Source organism: Micromonospora sp. NPDC049171 (assembly GCF_040648275.1).
Lineage (GTDB): Bacteria > Actinomycetota > Actinomycetes > Mycobacteriales > Micromonosporaceae > Micromonospora.
This window is the reverse complement of the sequence record NZ_JBEZDJ010000021.1, coordinates 73,620-89,255: the sequence shown is the minus strand read 5'-3', so window position 1 is coordinate 89,255 and position 15,636 is coordinate 73,620. Positions and strand designations below refer to the sequence as shown.

General features: G+C 71.9%; 13 protein-coding genes. 4 read left to right on the top strand and 9 right to left on the bottom strand.

The genetic code is table 11. The features are described from left to right. The first annotated feature begins 43 nt into the window (after positions 1–43). Positions 44–1,027, top strand: a complete 984-nt coding sequence (locus AB0B14_RS25065; protein WP_357074711.1) for an LLM class F420-dependent oxidoreductase — start codon at positions 44–46, stop codon at positions 1,025–1,027. Continuing rightward, on the top strand, positions 1,024–1,815 hold the full coding sequence (locus AB0B14_RS25060; RefSeq protein ID WP_357074513.1) for an SDR family oxidoreductase: 792 nt from the start codon (positions 1,024–1,026) through the stop codon (positions 1,813–1,815). Before AB0B14_RS25065 ends, AB0B14_RS25060 begins: the two co-directional genes overlap by 4 nt. 35 nt (positions 1,816–1,850) lie before the next feature. Here AB0B14_RS25060 and AB0B14_RS25055 read toward each other — a convergent pair whose 3' ends face one another. The 6 genes from AB0B14_RS25055 to AB0B14_RS25030 all read right to left on the bottom strand — a co-directional run bounded on the left by AB0B14_RS25055 (position 1,851) and on the right by AB0B14_RS25030 (position 8,535). Continuing rightward, positions 1,851–3,590 (bottom strand): biotin carboxylase N-terminal domain-containing protein, encoded by a 1,740-nt coding sequence (locus AB0B14_RS25055; RefSeq protein ID WP_357074516.1) that lies wholly within the window; start codon positions 3,588–3,590, stop codon positions 1,851–1,853. 19 nt (positions 3,591–3,609) lie between these two features. Further along, positions 3,610–3,789: an acyl-CoA carboxylase epsilon subunit gene (locus tag AB0B14_RS25050; protein WP_357074519.1), complete on the bottom strand. Its 180-nt coding sequence runs from the start codon at positions 3,787–3,789 to the stop codon at positions 3,610–3,612. Continuing rightward, entirely contained in the window at positions 3,786–5,336 is a 1,551-nt protein-coding gene (locus tag AB0B14_RS25045) for an acyl-CoA carboxylase subunit beta (protein ID WP_357074713.1), read from the bottom strand. Before AB0B14_RS25045 ends, AB0B14_RS25050 begins: the two co-directional genes overlap by 4 nt. A gap of 2 nt (positions 5,337–5,338) precedes the next feature. Further along, entirely contained in the window at positions 5,339–6,304 is a 966-nt protein-coding gene (locus tag AB0B14_RS25040) for a beta-ketoacyl-ACP synthase 3 (protein WP_357074522.1), read from the bottom strand. Further along, positions 6,301–8,052, bottom strand: a complete 1,752-nt coding sequence (locus tag AB0B14_RS25035; protein ID WP_357074525.1) for a fatty acyl-AMP ligase — start codon at positions 8,050–8,052, stop codon at positions 6,301–6,303. The genes AB0B14_RS25040 and AB0B14_RS25035 overlap by 4 nt, the downstream gene beginning before the upstream one ends. Positions 8,053–8,136: 84 nt before the next feature. Beyond that, positions 8,137–8,535: a nuclear transport factor 2 family protein gene (locus tag AB0B14_RS25030; RefSeq protein ID WP_357074528.1), complete on the bottom strand. Its 399-nt coding sequence runs from the start codon at positions 8,533–8,535 to the stop codon at positions 8,137–8,139. A 555-nt stretch (positions 8,536–9,090) separates the two neighbouring features. Here AB0B14_RS25030 and AB0B14_RS25025 point away from each other — a divergent pair. Then, positions 9,091–11,325, top strand: coding sequence for a BTAD domain-containing putative transcriptional regulator (locus AB0B14_RS25025; RefSeq protein ID WP_357524510.1), 2,235 nt, complete (start codon positions 9,091–9,093; stop codon positions 11,323–11,325). Here AB0B14_RS25025 and AB0B14_RS25020 read toward each other — a convergent pair. Together AB0B14_RS25020 and AB0B14_RS25015 are read right to left on the bottom strand one after the other, a co-directional pair. After that, a complete protein-coding gene (locus AB0B14_RS25020; protein ID WP_357074534.1) occupies positions 11,308–11,673 on the bottom strand; it encodes a helix-turn-helix domain-containing protein in 366 nt (121 codons plus the stop codon). The two genes, AB0B14_RS25025 and AB0B14_RS25020, sit on opposite strands and share 18 nt — an antisense overlap. Positions 11,674–11,782: 109 nt before the next feature. Continuing rightward, entirely contained in the window at positions 11,783–13,360 is a 1,578-nt protein-coding gene (locus AB0B14_RS25015; protein WP_357524508.1) for an aminotransferase class III-fold pyridoxal phosphate-dependent enzyme, read from the bottom strand. A gap of 204 nt (positions 13,361–13,564) precedes the next feature. On the opposite strand from AB0B14_RS25015, the gene AB0B14_RS25010 reads away from it, so the two are divergent. Beyond that, positions 13,565–14,080 (top strand): flavin reductase family protein, encoded by a 516-nt coding sequence (locus AB0B14_RS25010; RefSeq protein ID WP_357074539.1) that lies wholly within the window; start codon positions 13,565–13,567, stop codon positions 14,078–14,080. A gap of 51 nt (positions 14,081–14,131) precedes the next feature. Here AB0B14_RS25010 and AB0B14_RS25005 read toward each other — a convergent pair whose 3' ends face one another. Next, positions 14,132–15,583: an FAD-dependent oxidoreductase gene (locus AB0B14_RS25005; protein ID WP_357524506.1), complete on the bottom strand. Its 1,452-nt coding sequence runs from the start codon at positions 15,581–15,583 to the stop codon at positions 14,132–14,134. Positions 15,584–15,636 lie beyond the last annotated feature (53 nt).

The window sequence follows — 15,636 nt, the reverse complement described above, 5'->3', positions numbered from 1 at the left end:
CCCCGCCAACGGGCACGATCGGTCGGTGACGAATCGATGGGGTATGACGGTGCCGCTGGGCGGGATCGCCCTGGCGCACCACGACGCGGCCTACGCGGCCCTCGACCGGGCTGGGTTCACCGACGTCTGGTCGTCCGAGGTCGCCGGGACCGACGCGTTCACCCCGTTGGCGCTCGCCGCGGCCTGGCAGCCGGAGCTGCGGTTGGGCACCGCGATCACACCGGTCTTCACCCGGGGGCCCGGGCTGCTGGCGATGAGCGCGGCGGCGTTGGCCGAGGCCGCGCCGGGGCGGTTCACGCTCGGCATCGGCGCGTCCTCACCGGTGCTCGTACGGGACTGGAACGCGGTGCCGTTCGACGAGCCGTTCCGCCGCACCCGTGACATGCTGCGGTTCCTGCGCGCCGCGCTGCGCGGCGAGACCGTCGACGAGGCCTACGACACGTTCGCCGTACGCCGGTTCACGCTGGAACGACCACCGGCGGTGCCGCCACCGATCCTGCTCGCCGCGCTGCGCCCGGGGATGCTCCGGCTGGCCGGCGCCGAGGCCGACGGTGTCATCCTCAACTGGCTCAGCGCCGACGACGTGCCGCGTGCCCTCGCCGAGTTGGGCGAGCGGCGTGCCGGCTTCGAGGTCGCCGCCCGGATCTTCGTCTGCCCCACCGAGGACGCCGGGTACGCCCGGGCGCTGGGCCGGCGGCTCATCACCAGCTACCTCACGGTCGGCGCGTACGCCGAGTTCCACCGCTGGCTCGGCCGCGGCGAGGCGCTCGCGCCCATGTGGGCGGCCTGGGCCGCCGGTGACCGGCGCGGCGCCGGCGCGGCGGTGCCGGACGACGTGATCGACGCGTTGGTGCTGCACGGCTCACCGCAGCGGTGCCGCGCCGAGGTACGCCGCTACGCCGACGCCGGTGTCGACGTGCCGGTCCTGGCGCTGCTGCCCACCCCCGAGGTCACCGCCGGCGGCGCGACCGCGCTGCTCAGCCTCATCGCCCAGTTGGGTGCCGAGCCCCAAGGAGCGTCCGCGTGAACCTCACCGACCGGATCGTGGTGGTCACCGGCGGGGCCGGCGGCATCGGGGCGGCGCTGTGCCGCCGCTTCGCCGCCGAGGGGGCCGCCGCCATCGTGGTCGCCGACCTGGACGCCGCCGCGGCGGACGCGGTGGCCGAGCAGATCGGCCCGGTCGCGCACCCCATCGCCCTCGACGTCACCGACGAGGAACAGGTCCGCGACCTGGTCGCCGACACCGAGGAACGGTACGGGCGCATCGACCTGTTCTGCGCCAACGCGGGAGTGACCACCGGCGGGGGTGTGGAGGTCGACGACGCCGGCTGGGATCGGGCGTGGCGGGTCAACGTGCTCGCCCACGTCTACTCGGCCCGCGCGGTGCTGCCCGGCATGCTCGCCCGGGGCGGCGGGCACCTGCTGCACACCTGCTCGGCGGCGGGCCTGCTGACCGCGGTGGGCGACGCCGCGTACACCGCGACGAAGCACGCCTCGGTGGGCTTCGCCGAGTGGCTCGCGATCACCTACCGGGACCGGGGCATCCGGGTCAGCGCACTGTGCCCGCAGGGGGTGGACACCCCGATGCTCGCCGACGGGCTCCTCGACGGGCATCTCGGTGCCCGGGTGGTCGCCGCGTCCGGCGCGGTGCTCACGCCCGACCAGGTCGCCGAGGCGGCCATCGCCGGGCTGGCCGAGGAACGCTTCCTGATCCTGCCGCACCCGGAGGTCGCCGACTTCGCCCGCCGCCGCGCCGAGGACCCGGACGGCTGGCAGGCCGGCATGCGCAAACTCGTCCGCCGCCTCACCGCCTGACGCGCCGCCCACCTGCGCCTCGAACCGCCGGCCGGTCAGTCCTTGATCTCACAGATGACCGCGTCGGCCGGGATGGCGTCGCCGGCGATGATCCGCAGGTCCTTGATGATGCCGGCGCGGTGCGCGGTCAGCGGCTGTTCCATTTTCATCGCCTCGATGACCGCGACCAGCTGACCCTGCTCGACGTGCTCGCCCTCGCTGACGGCGACCTTCACCACGGTGCCCTGCATGGGGTTGGTGAGGCTGGTGCCGGCGGGGGCGGCGCGGTGCGGGCGGCGGGTGCGGGCCGCCGGCAGCGGCGTCGCCGGGGACGCCGGTGCGGCCAGCCCGGCCGGCACGGAGACCTCCATGCGACGGCCGTTGACCTCGACCACCACGGTGTGGCGCGGCAGCTGCGGCGCTTCCGCGCCGGTCGCCGGTTCCTGCGGGGCTAACTGGCCGGCGAACTCCTGTTCCACCCAGGACGTGTGAACCGCGAACGGCTCGGCGGTGAAGGCGGGATCCTCGACGATCAAACGATGGAAGGGCAGCACGGTCGCCGTGCCGTCGATCGTGAACTCGCGCAGCGCCCGCCGGGCGCGGTGCAGGGCCTCCCGGCGGGTCGCACCTACCACGATCAGCTTGGCCAGCAGCGAGTCCCAGGCCGGACCGATCACCGTGCCCGAGCGGACGCCGGCGTCGAGGCGCACGCCGGGGCCGGACGGCGGGTCGAAGCGGGTCAGCGTCCCGGGCGCGGGCAGGAACTGGCGTCCGGGGTCTTCCGCGTTGACGCGGAACTCGATGGCGTGACCGCGCACCGGCGGGTCGTCGTAGCCGAGAGCCTCGCCAGCGGCCAGCCGGAACATCTCCCGCACCAGGTCGATGCCGGTGACCTCCTCGGTGACGGGATGCTCCACCTGGAGCCGGGTGTTGACCTCCAGGAATGCGATCGTGCCGTCGGCGGCGATCAGGAACTCGCAGGTGCCGGCGCCGACGTAGCCGGCCTCGGCCAGGATCGCCTTGGAGGCCCGGCGCAGTTCGACGTCCTGCTCGGCGGTCAGGAACGGCGCGGGTGCCTCCTCAATCAGCTTCTGGTGGCGGCGCTGTAGCGTGCAGTCGCGGGTGGAGATCACCGCAACCGAACCGTGCGCGTCGGCCAGACACTGCGTCTCGACGTGCCGGGGACGTTCCAGGTAGCGCTCGACGAAGCATTCGCCGCGGCCGAAGGCCACGCTCGCCTCGCGTACGGCGGAGGCGTAGAGGTCTGGGATGTCGCCGAGCGTCCGCGCCACCTTGAGGCCGCGACCACCCCCTCCGTGTACGGCCTTGATAGCGAGCGGCAGGCCGTGGTCACGGGCGAAGTCGATCACCTGGTCGGCGCCGGTGACCGGCTCTTCGGTGCCGACCGCCAGGGGTGCGCCGACGCGCCGGGCGATGGCGCGAGCGCGCACCTTGTCGCCGAGCGCCCGGATCGCGGCCGGCGGCGGTCCGATCCAGACCCGCCCGGAGTCGATCACCGCCTGGGCGAAGTCCGCGTTCTCCGACAGGAAGCCGTAACCGGGGTGCACCGCGTCGGCGCCGGTCGCGTCCGCCGCGGCGAGCAGCTTGCCGGCGTCCAGGTAGCTTTCGGTCGGGGTCTGGCCGCCCAGCGCGTGGGCCTCGTCGGCGAGCAGCACGTGGGGTGCGTCCCGGTCCGGCTCGGCATAAACGGCGACGCTGGTCAGGCCCGTATCCCGGCAGGCGCGAGCGATGCGGACGGCGATTTCGCCCCGGTTGGCGATCAGTACTTTGCGCATCTCGATCTCCCCGTGCTGGTCATGTCCAGGCACTGTGCCGCCAGACGCCGGGACCGCGGGACAGCACGGCCGGGCGGTGCGACGTGACGATCCGGCGCCGCCGGGCGGGCGGCGCGGCGGCCGGCGCGGCGGGGGTTAGCAGGCAGAGAACGGCGAGCACCGCCGCGACCTCGTCAGGATCGGGTGACGTGGCATTCACAGCGGGATGTTCCCGTGCTTGCGGGGCGCGCGGGTCACCCGCTTGTCCCGAAGGGCCCGCAGTGCTCCGGCGATCCGGGAGCGGGTCTCGCTGGGCAGGATGACCTCGTCCACGTAGCCGCGTTCGGCCGCGAGGTACGGGTTGCACAGGGTGCGCTCGTACTCCTCGCGTAGGCGTGCGCGCTCCGCGCCCGGGTCTGCGGCGTCCTTGAGTGCGCGCCGGTGCAGCACGCTGACCGCACCGTCGCCGCCCATCACCGCGATCTCCGCGGTGGGCCAGGCGAGGGTGACGTCGGTGCCCAGGTGCTTGGAGCCCATCACCCCGTAACCGCCACCGTAGGCTTTGCGGGTGACCACGGTGACCATCGGGACGGTGGCCTCGGCGTACGCGTAGATGAGCTTGGCCCCGCGCCGGATGATGCCGCCGCGCTCCTGTTCCGGGCTGGGCAGGAAGCCGGGCACGTCGACGAAGGTCAGCACCGGCAGGTGGAAAGCGTCGCACAGCCGGATGAACCGGGCGGCTTTCTCGGCCGCGTCGATGTCCAGCGCGCCGGCCAGCCGCATGGGTTGGTTGGCGACGACGCCGACGCTGTGGCCCTCGATTCGGCCGAAGCCGCAGATCATGTTGCGGGCGAACAGCGGCTGCACCTCGAGCAGTGCGCCGTCGTCCAGAACGGACTCGATCACCGTGACCATGTCGTACGGTCGGTTCCGGTCATCCGGAATGATCTCGTCCAGGGTCAGGTCGCGAGCGGTCTCCGGCCCGAGGACGGTCAGCACCGGCGGTTCGGCCATGTTGTTCGAGGGCAGGTGGGCCAGTACCGCGCGGACGTAGTCGAAGGCGTCCTTCTCGTCGGCGGCCAGGTAGTGCGCGTTGCCGGAGACGCTGTTGTGGCTGGTCGCGCCGCCGAGCTCCGCGTGGTCGACATCCCGGCCGGTGACCGCGCGCAGCACCTCAGGCCCGGTGACGAACATGTGCGAGATCTGATCGACCATGACGACGAGGTCGGTGATCGCCGGGGCGTAGACGGCGCCGCCCGCGCACGGACCCACCATGATCGAGATTTGGGGGATGACGCCGGATGCCTCGACGTGCCGTTTGACGATCTCCGCGTAGTAGGCCAGGGAGACCACGCCCTCCTGGATGCGGGCGCCGCCGGAGTCGTTGATGCCGATGATCGGGGTGCCGGTGCGCAGGGCCAGGTCCATCACCTTGATGATCTTCTCGCCATACACCTCGCCGAGGCTGCCGCCAAAGACGGTGAAGTCCTGGGCGAAGACGCAGACCGGCCGGCCGTCGACGGTGCCGTAACCGGTGATCACGCCATCGCCGTACGGACGCTCCTGCTCCATCCCGAAGGTGTGGCAGCGGTGCCGGGCCAGCGCGTCCAACTCCACGAACGAGTCGGCGTCGAGCAGGGCTTCGACCCGTTCCCGGGCGGTGAGCTTGCCCTTCTCCCGCTGCCGCTGGACGGCACGCGGGTCGTACGGCTGCCGGGCCCGCTCGCGGCGGCGCCGCAGCTCGGCCAGTTGTTCGGCGGTGGTCATGTTCACGGCAACGTCACCACCTGGGCGGCGTAGGTGAGCCCGGCGCCGAATCCGGCCAGCAGTGCCCGGCCGCCGGAGCCGGCCTCGCCGCGGGCCAGCAGAGCCTCCATGGCGAGCGGGACCGAGGCGGCCGAGGTGTTGCCGGCGTGGACGACATCGCGGGCCACCGCGGTGTGCGCCGGCAGCGCGAGGACGCGGGCGGCGGCCTCGACGATGCGCAGGTTCGCCTGGTGGGGGATGAACGCGGCGAGTTCGCTCGGGTCCGTCCCGGCGGCGGCCAGAGCGCGTCGGGAGATGTCGGGGACCATCTCGATCGCCCAGCGGAACACCTCGGGCCCGATCATCCGTAGGTAGGGGCGGGTACCGGGTTCGCCCCAGGCGGCGTCGTGCGCGATGAGGTGGTGCCGGCTGCCGTCACTGCCCCAGACGACCGGGCCGATGCCCGGGGTGTCGGCGGCGCCCACCACGACCGCGCCGGCGCCGTCGCCGAACAGGAAGGCGGTGCTGCGGTCGGTGCGGTCGATCAGGTCGCTCATCCGTTCCGAGCCGACCACCACGACGCGGCGGGCGCCGGATCGGATCAAGCCGTCGGCGAGCGCGAGCGCGTAGCTGAAGCCGGAGCAGGCGGCGTTGAGATCCATGCCGGCCGCCGCCCGGGCGCCGATCAGCTCGGCGACCTGCGGCGCGGCCGGCGGCGACTGGTGCAGCAGCGACATGGTGGCCAGCAGGATCACGTCGAGGTCGCGGGGATCGGTGCCGGCCTGGGCGGCGGCCTTGCGCGCGGCCTCGGCCGCCATGCTGACGACGGTCTCGTCCGGGCCGGCGAAGCGGCGGGTGACGATGCCCGAGCGCCGCCGGATCCACTCGTCGGAGGAGTCGATCGGTCCACTGACCTCGTCATTGCCGACGATCCGGGCGGGGCGGTAGGCGCCCACGCCGAGGATCGTCGAGCCCCGGTGCGAGCTCATCGTTGCGCCTCCGCGGTCAACGGCATCAGCGCGCCGGACTCGTAGCGCTGCCGGCAGGCGCGCCGCTGCACCTTGCCGCTGGAGGTCCTGGACAGCGTGCCCCGGCGTACGAGCAGGATCTCGTCGGCCTCCAGCCGGTGCCGGTCCCAGATCGCCGCGCGGATGGCGTCGTGGGCGGCGGCGATGCCGGGGACGCGGGCGACCCGGCCGTCGACCTCGACAAGCACGATCAGTCGCTCGGAGCTGCCGTCGTCGACCGAGAACGCGGCCGCGCAGTTGGGATGCAGTCCGTCGACGGCGTGCTGGGCGGACTCCTCGATGTCCTGTGGGTAGAAGTTACGACCCTTGCGGATGATCACGTCCTTCTGGCGGCCGGTGACGAACAGGTCGCCGTCGTGCACGAAGCCGAGGTCGCCGGTGCGCAGGTAGCCGGTGGCGTCGCCGCCCTCGATCCGGGCGCGGAAGATCTCCTCGGACAGCTCCGGCCGATTCCAGTACCCGGCGGCGACGCAGGGGCCGCTGACCCAGATCTCGCCGACGTGTCCGGGCGGGCACTCGCGGCGGGTGGACGGGTCGACAATGCGTACGGTGGTGCCGGGCACCGTGCTGCCGCTGCCGACCGCGGGCAGGGTGTCGGGGCCGGGCTCGGCCGCGAACTCGGCGATGCCGTCGCCGAGCGGGCCGGCGGCCAACCACGCCATCCGGGGTGGCCGGTGCTCCTCGGTGCCGGTGACCTTCAGGGTGTTCTCGGCGAGCCCGTAGCCAGGGCACATGGCCCGCGGCGTGAAGCCGTGCGGAGCAAACGCTTCGAGGAAGGCGGTGATCACGTGGCGGCGTACCGGTTCGGCGCCGTTGGCCGCGACGCGCCAGCGGGACAGGTCGCCGACGTCGCCGGTCTGCCCGTCGGCGGCGGCGCGCACGCACAGTTCGTAGGCGAAGCTCGGCGCGGCGGAGTGGGTGCCGCCGAAGCGGGCGATCGCCTCCAGCCAGCGGGCCGGGCGCCGGATGAAGGAGTCCGGGGCCATCAGGTACGACGGGATTCCGCCCCAGAGTGGCATGACGACGCCGAAGAGCATGCCCATGTCGTGAAAGAGCGGCAGCCAGTTGACCACGGTGGCGTCCGGTTCGAGCGGCCACAGCTCGGCGGTCTCGCGGGCGTTGTGCAGGAAGTTGCGGTGCGTCACCATGACGCCCTTGGGCTCGCCGGTGGAGCCGGAGGTGTATTGCAACAGCGCGATGTCGTCCGGCCGTGGCCCCTCAGACAGCTCGGCGAGCCCAGTGATGGCCGGCTCGTCGGTGGCGTGCAGGGTCAGCCCGGCCAGTTCGGGGGCATCGCCGAAGCGATCCTGCAGGTCGCGTTTGACGGCCGCCGTGGTGAGGATCGCGGTGGTCCCGGCGTCGTCCGCGATGCGCCGGATCCGGGCCAGGCCGTCGCGGCGGCGCGGCACCTGCACGGGCGCGCCGATCGTGCGGGCGGTCATGCAGCCCAGCAGGGTGCGCACGAACTCCAGGCCGGAGGGGTAGAGCAGCACCGCGGTGTGCCCGGCCAGTCCGAGGGCGGCGAAGCGGACGGCGCGCTCGTGCGCGGCATCGGCCAGTTCGCCGTAGGTGAGAGTCTCGTCGGGCACCTCACCGTCGCGTAGGGACACGTAGGCCACGTCGTCCGACTGGCGCTCGCGACGCAGCTGCAGGGCGTCCGGGAGGGTACGGATCTCGTCCGCACGCGTGTCGAGCCTGGCGCTCGTCATGGATTCTCCTTGTGCGAGGTTGGCGCGGGAGCGGGTCGGCCGGACCGGTCCCCGGCGTGGGACGGGGACCGGGACGTCGCGTGCTCAGGCGTGCGCGCCGTCGGGGACGGGGCGGTCGATGGCCAGTCGCCACTGGCCCTCGGCGTTGCGGATCAGCACGTCGGTGCAGGTGCCCTGCACGGTCGCGGTGCTGCCGTCCGGCTGCGGGAGCTCCAACTGGTAGTCGACGATCAGCAGGGACGTGTCCCCGGTGGTGTAGGTCTGGGATACTTTCGACGCGATCTTCGGACCGGTGGCCAGAAAGTCCTTGAAGAACTGCGTGCGTTCTGCTCCGGTCAACGGTGCGCCGGAGATGTTCGATATGGCGTCCGGCGTATACATCGAGTCGTACAACGCGCCGTCGCCGGAATTGAAAATCCGTACGAACAGTTCGTTCTGCAGGTCTGGGTCGTCGGGAATGGTCGATTCGTTGATCATGGTCATGTCGGTGCTCCTGTCTGCTCGGCGCCAGGGATGGCAGGGGGTCCGCCTCCGAAGCGTTCCACGAACGCCGTGACGGACGGTCATGCTGCGGTAACCGTCCAGATGCGACGGTGGGTGCCTGGTCGGTTACTCACCGGTGGTCTCCGGAGGAGAGTCGGGTGGGTACTTACCTTTAAGTCCGTACTTACTTTGGGGTGGGTGGGCCCACTAGGGTCCCAGTTGGGCACACGTGCGTAAGAGGGTGGGGCTCGGACGGGAAGAGGCGGTGCGGATCGGCGACGGCGGTGGCGCGATCGGCGATCCAGTGCCGGAATCCTGGCCGGGGGAAGCAAAATTTAACGTTCGTGAAATGATCTCGACAGCAACTAAATCCCGTCGATGCAGATCATTATCTCGCCCTAAAGGCCGCCGTGTGGCGCAGCTCACAAAAGGATGTGTCGACTTGGCATAACGGTATAGACATAGGGCTCGATAGATTGATAAACGTCATTCTTCGGGGGAAGTATGCAATTTGGTGTCCTTGGGCCGCTGGAGGTAGTGCACGAGGGTAGGGCGGTGCCACTGGGAGGAACCAAGCAGCGCGCAGCGCTCGGATACCTGCTCCTGCGACCGAACCGGGTGGTCGCCACCAGCCAGCTGCTCTACGCGCTCTGGCCCGCCGACGACGCGCCGGTCTCGGCCCGAAAAATCCTGCAGAACGCGGTGTGGGGCCTGCGGCGGGTGCTGGCCGTGGCCGACGGCGCCGACCAGGTGGAGCTGATGACCCAGTCACCCGGCTACAAGCTCGTCGTCGCGCCGGACAGCGTCGACCTCGTCCAGTTCCAGGCCCAGGCCGACACGGGGCGCGAGCGACTGGCCCGGGGCGAGCCCGCCGCCGCGGCCGCGATGCTGCGCCAGGCCCTCGATCTGTGGCGCGGCCCGGCGCTGGCCGACCTTACCGAGGCCGACATCGTCTGGCCGGAGCTGACCGCCGTGGAAAACTCCCGGCTGGACGCCCTGGAGGACTACTTCGAGGCCCAGCTCGCCTGCGGCCAGCACCAGAGCGTGCTCGCCGACCTGGAGACCATGGTCTGCGGCTCCAACCTGCGCGAACGCTCCTGCCAGCAGCTCATGCTCGCGCTCTACCGCAGCGGCCGGCAGGCCGACGCGCTCAACGTCTACCGGCGCATGCGCACCTACCTGGTCGAGGAACTCGGCCTCGAACCCGGCCGGGACCTGCAGGTGCTGCACAACGCGATCCTGGCCCAGGATCCGGCACTCGACGTGGACACCACGACGACCGGTGAGCCGGCCGTCGTGGTGTCACCGGCCGCCGATCCCGTCCCGGCGCGTATCCCCGCCCAGCGCGCCCCCCTCGTCGCGCCACCGGCCGATCCTGTCGCGGCCGCAGCCAGCGCCCGCCGCCAGGTCAGCGTGCTGCTGGTGAGCACGCAGGTGGACGACGAGAGCCGGTCGAGCGGGCATCCCGACGCCGACGCGCTGCTGGCCGGCGTCGCGGACGACACCCGCCGGCGCGTCGAGCACCTCGGTGGCCAGGCCACCGCGGCGATCGGTCCTATCTCGATGGCCGTCTTTCCCGCCGACGGTGGCCAGGACGGGGCACAGCGCGCCGTCTTCGCGGCGCTGGCCGTGCGCGAACGCCTGCGCGACTCCGGCGGCGAGGTGACCCGCCCACCGGTGCGGTTCCGGGCCGCGGTGGTCACCGGATCGGCGCTGGTGCGCTACGAGTCGCCGGACGGGGGAGCGCTGTCGTCGGCCACCGGCCAGGTCCTCGACCGCTGTCACGCCCTACTGGCCCGTGCCGGCGACGGTGAGATCCGCATCTGCGACGAGACCCGCTGCGACGTCGATGACGTGTACCGCAGTGACCGGCTCGCCGAGCCGGGGGAGTGGACGGTGCGGGGCCTGCGGTTCGACGAGGCGGCCTACGACGGCATCCCGCTGGTCGAGCGCGAGTTCGAACTCTTGCTGATCCGCGACCTGCTGGAGCGGGCACGCTATCGCAACACCCCGCACCTGGTGACCATCCTCGGCGAATCCGGCACTGGCAAGACCCGGTTCCTGGCCGAGCTGCGACACGTCATCAGCGGCCTCGTCCACGTGGCCCGGTTCCCGGTGGCCGCCGGCGGCGCCGCAGAGCAGGCGGTGAGCGGTGCCTTCGCCGTGCAGCGCGAGCTGATTCTGGCGCTCTGCGAGGTGGACGAGGGCGATTCCGTCGACGTGCGGAAGACGAAGCTGGACCGGACGCTGCGCAACCTCGTCCCCGACCCGGACCGGCAACGGACCCTGGCCGCGTGCCTGCGGGCCTACGTCGATCCGGACGCCGACCGCGACCACCTCGGCGACCTGCAGGCCGAGCTGGGCGCGTGGCGGCAGTTCCTGGAGCACGTGCCACTGGACCGGCCGCTGGTGCTGCTCATCGACGATCTCCACGATGCCGACGACGACGTGCTGACCATGGTCAACGGCCTCGCCGACGTCTCCGACGTGCCGCTGCTCGTGGTGGCCTCCGCCCAGCCGTGTCTGCTCGAGGTACGGCCCGGCTGGGGCGGTGGCAAGCGGCACATCACCACGCTGACGCTGGACGCGCTCTCGGACACCGCGGTCGACCGGCTTCTCGACAGCGCCGACGGTCAGGCGGCGCGCGGGCTGGGTGGCTGGCTGCGCCAGCTGCTGGGCGCGAGTGCCGGCACCCACCCCGACGAGCGCCGCCGCCATCTGCGGTCGCTGCTGGCCATGCGGCCGCCGCGCTGTCTGACCGCTACGACGACCTCATGCGTTGCCGGTTGAGCTCTGCGCCAGCTCGTCCTGGCGGGCCGGCGTCAGATAGCGCCGGCCCCAGTCGCCCAGCGGCTCCAGGGCCTTGTACAGGTCGACGCCGCGCTGGGTGAGCGAATACTCGACGCGCAGGCCGGTCTGGTCGTCGTGCGCCTCGCGCCGCACGATCCGATCCTCCTCCAACTCGCGCAGCTGGCGGGTGAGCACCTTCTCACTGACCCCCGGCACCTGCCGTTTCAGGGCACCGAACCGCTGGGGCTGGTCGCGCAGGGCCCAGAGGATGAGGACCTTCCACTTGCCGCTGATGACTTCCATCGAGGCGTCGAGGCCGCAGAACGGTGGTCGCGCTCGCACGCTCATGCATCACACCCTTGTCGTTGCGGGGACTGAGGCGGCCGCGCCGGTCACGGCCGCCGAACCCGCCACCACCGTGCCACGGGCGCGATTCGAACGCAACGTGTCGTTGTGGTCACGCAGTCTCGAAGAGGCGTGGATCGCCGGTGCGCAGCAGAGAACACAACGCGCGTAGCGCGCCGTCGAGCTCGGCGACCGCCTCGTCACCAAAGTAGACCGACGGCTCCAGGCGCAGGGTGCTCACCGCACTCGCGGTCGGAAAGGTTCGGATCCGGTGCGCCCGGAAGAGATAGCCGGAGAACAGATAGCCCAGAATCCCGTTCGCGGTCGCCTCGCGCAGTGGCGGCAGCGGGGACGTCGACTGGTCGCGAAACTCCACCCCCAGCATCAGGCCGCGGCCGCGGACCTCGGCCACCACGTCCGGAAAGTCGGCCCGGACCTTCTCCAGGGTGGTCCGCAGCCGCTCACCGGCCCGGGCGGCCAGGCGGTACACGGCGCCGCCGTCGGCTTCCAGCACCCGCAGGGTGCGCAGCGCCAGCGCGGTCGAGAACCCGTCGCGGGCGAACGTCGAGCTGTGCAGCAGCTCGAAGTCCGGGCGGTAGCAGCTCTCCCTGATCAGGGTGACCGCGGTCTTCGCGATACCACCGCCGAGCCCCTTGGCGAGCACGAAGTAGTCCGCGCGCAGACCGATGTGTGAGCTGGCGAAGAACGCGCCGGTGCGGCCCATCCCACTCTGGATCTCGTCGACCACGACCGGGAACCCGGCCGCGTCGGCGGCGGCCCGAAGCTCGGCGGCGATCGGCGCGGAGACCATCCGGATGCCGCCCTCGCCCTGGATCACCTCCAGTACGAACGCGGCGACCGTCGGGAACGGGCGCTGTACCAGTCTGATCTCGCCGTCCTCGACCAGCAGGTCCGGCACGTCGACCCCTTCTGCCTCGACCGCCTCGGCGACCGCGCCCGGCTGCTCGAACGCAACGAACCGGGCGCTCGCCGCCAGCCCGGCGAACGGGACCCGGAAGCCCGCGTTGTGAGTCAGCTGGATCGAACCGGCGAGCTTGCCGTGGAAGGACCCGGCGAAGGTGAGAAAGACCGGCGGCTGGGCGGCCTGCTGGGCCACGGCGGCGCGGACCCGGTCGGCGAGGACGCCGGGGCCGTCGCCGGGCTCGGCGCCGAGGCGCCGCAGGACCTCCTCCGGTACGCGCGCGGCGCCCGAGCCCACCGCCTCGACCACGGCGGCCAGGTGCGTCTCGATCTCGGTGAGCAGATCCTGTACGCGCAGCACCCGGGCGAACTCGGCGTGCTTCATCGCGACCTCGACGCCCTCGGCCCCGCTGTTGGCGAACACCGCGTAGTACGGCTCCGGATCGCCGAACTCGCGCCGCAGGATGTCGTTCAGCAGCCGCGCCACCAGTGTGGGGTCGCTCTGCCGGGACGCCTGGGCCAGCACCGGCCGGCCGGCGGCGAAAAAGTCGCGGGCCGCGTCGACGATCTCCGGATGGTTGTGTCCGAGGATCAGCGCGCCGTAACCGCCCGCGACATCGAGCACCGGCACGTCCTCGCCGGCATCATTGCGGTAGAACAGCGTGTCCCCCTCGGCCCGGATGAACTCGACGTCGATGCCGAGTTGGGCGAGGAAGCCGAGCATCTGCGGCTCGGCCAGTTCGGGTGCGTGGGATTCGGTGGTGGTCATCGGGGCTCCTCGTCCGCGTCAGCAGGTACGGGCCGTATGCGCCGGGGACGTTACCGACGGGTCGACTACGGCCCGGCAGCGTACGGTCTCGGCGCGGTAAGCGTCCTAGCGTGGCGCGGATTGCCACGTGATTACCTCGTGATGGATACCGACTGCCACGCCGCAACTACGTTCGATCACGAGTCCCCTCGGACGGGAGCAGCGATGTCCCTTCAGGAACCGCCCGTGGCGGCGACCATGCGTGAGGTCATGTCGATGTTCGCCACCGGCGTCATCGTGCTCACCGTTGGCGGCGAGCATCCGCACGGCATGACCGCGAACGCCTTCAGCTCGGTATCCCTCGATCCGGCGCAGGTGCTCTGCTGCGTGGCGCACAGCGCGGTCATGCACAAGGCAATCAGCTCCGAGCGCCGCTTCGCGATCTCCATCATGGCCGCCGACCAGGAACGGCATGCCCGCTACTTCGCCGACAAGAGCCGTCCGCTGGGCGCGCCACAGTTCGAACCGTTCGACTGGCATCCCGGGCCGCGTACCGGGGCCATGCTGCTCAGCGGCGCGCTGGCCTGGATCGAGTGCGTCCTGGTGGACGCGCACGACTCCGGCGACCACTCGATCTTTGTCGGCTCGGTCATCAACAGCCTGCGGGGAACGGGCGCCGACGGGCTGATCTTCTTCGGCGGCGGGTTCCGTCCCGGGGCGGCCCCGCCGTCGCCGGCATGACCGCCGTGGCCCGCGTCCGGGTGCACGGCGGTCACGCTCACCGACGCGGGCTCAGACCGCGGCCAGCGCCGGGGTGCCCATCGCGGCCACCTGGCCGGCCGCGCGCAGGCCCGACTCGATCGCGCCCTCCACGAAACCGATCCAGCCGGTGGCGATGTCACCGGACGCGAACGCCAGCCGGCCCTGTGGCGTCTGGATGGCGGGCTGCTGGGTGGACAGCTGGCCGGGACGGCGCAGCGCCCAGCCGCCCAACGAATACCGGTCGGTGCCCCAGTTCTGGGCCAGCACGCTGGTCACCGAGGCCTCGGGCAGGTAATAGCGCAGGGCCCGCTGGACCGCCGAGACGCTGGTGCCGTCGACCGGCGGTAGGCTGTTGAAGGCCACCATGAGCTGCCCGCCGTTCACGTCGCCCTGCGACAGCAGGGTGGTGAACGGGTCGCCCTCGGTGCCCCGGGCGGCGACCCGGTCCGGCAGGCCGGTGACCTTCATCCAGATCTTGTTGCTGTGTGGCACACCGACGCCCTGGGCGCTGGCCCTCGCGCGCACCGCGGCCAGGCCCGGCCGGAACGCGATCGTCTTCCAGACGTTGACCGGCACCGCGATCACCGCCCAGGGCGCCCGGTACGTCACCCCGGCGGTCGTGGTCACGCACACCTCGCCGCCGGTGTCGGTCACCGACGCCACCGCCGTGCGTAGGTGCAGCTCGGCCTGCGCGTCGTTGAGCATCGACTGCAACAGCCCGGTCATCCCGGTGGAGATCCGCAGCGACATCGCCCCGTCGTAACCGGCTATGTTGTAACCGGCCAACGCCCACCAGTGCGCCAGCGCGGTGTACGCGCCGATCCGGCTGTCCCCGCCGGAGTATCCGGCCGTGGTGCCGCTGAGCCAGAGCCGCTCCTCCGCGGTCAGGCCGAGCTGGTCGAGCCGGTCGCGCAGGGTCAGCCCGTCGGCGGCGACCACCGCGGCACGGTTGGCCAGCGGGTTCAGCGGGTCCGGGAACAGGTCCCGGGCGCCGGCGAACAGCCGCTCCATCAGGGCACCGTAGCGGGCGTCGCTGCTCTCCAGATCCACCGCCGCCGGGCCGGACAGTGTCGGCATCAGCAGCCGCGACGGGATGGAGCCGGTCAGGGTGCTCAGACCGTACCGGCGGACCTCGGCGTTGACCAGCGGCTGCGTCGGGCCGATCCACTGTGCCCCGAGCTCGATCTGCTTGCCTTCGAACGTGGTGGTCCAAGTCCGGCCGCCGATGCGGGACCGGGCCTCCAGAATGACCGGCCGGAAGCCCTGGGCCCGCAGCTCGCGGGCCGCGGTGACGCCGGCGTACCCGGCGCCCACGACGATCACGTCACGGTTGGTGCGGGGTGAGTCGGCGCGGGCCGGCGAGCCCAGTGCGGTGCCCGCCGAGGCGGCCACCGCGGTCAGGCCGGCGGCCTGCACGAACCGGCGCCGCGACAGTCGGTGGCCGGAAAGTGCGGTCGTTGGTGCGGTGTGTTGGTTCCGCAATGTTGGGTCCCCCCAGTGATGGTCGTGCCCACGTGCGCGGGACGACAGGTGGC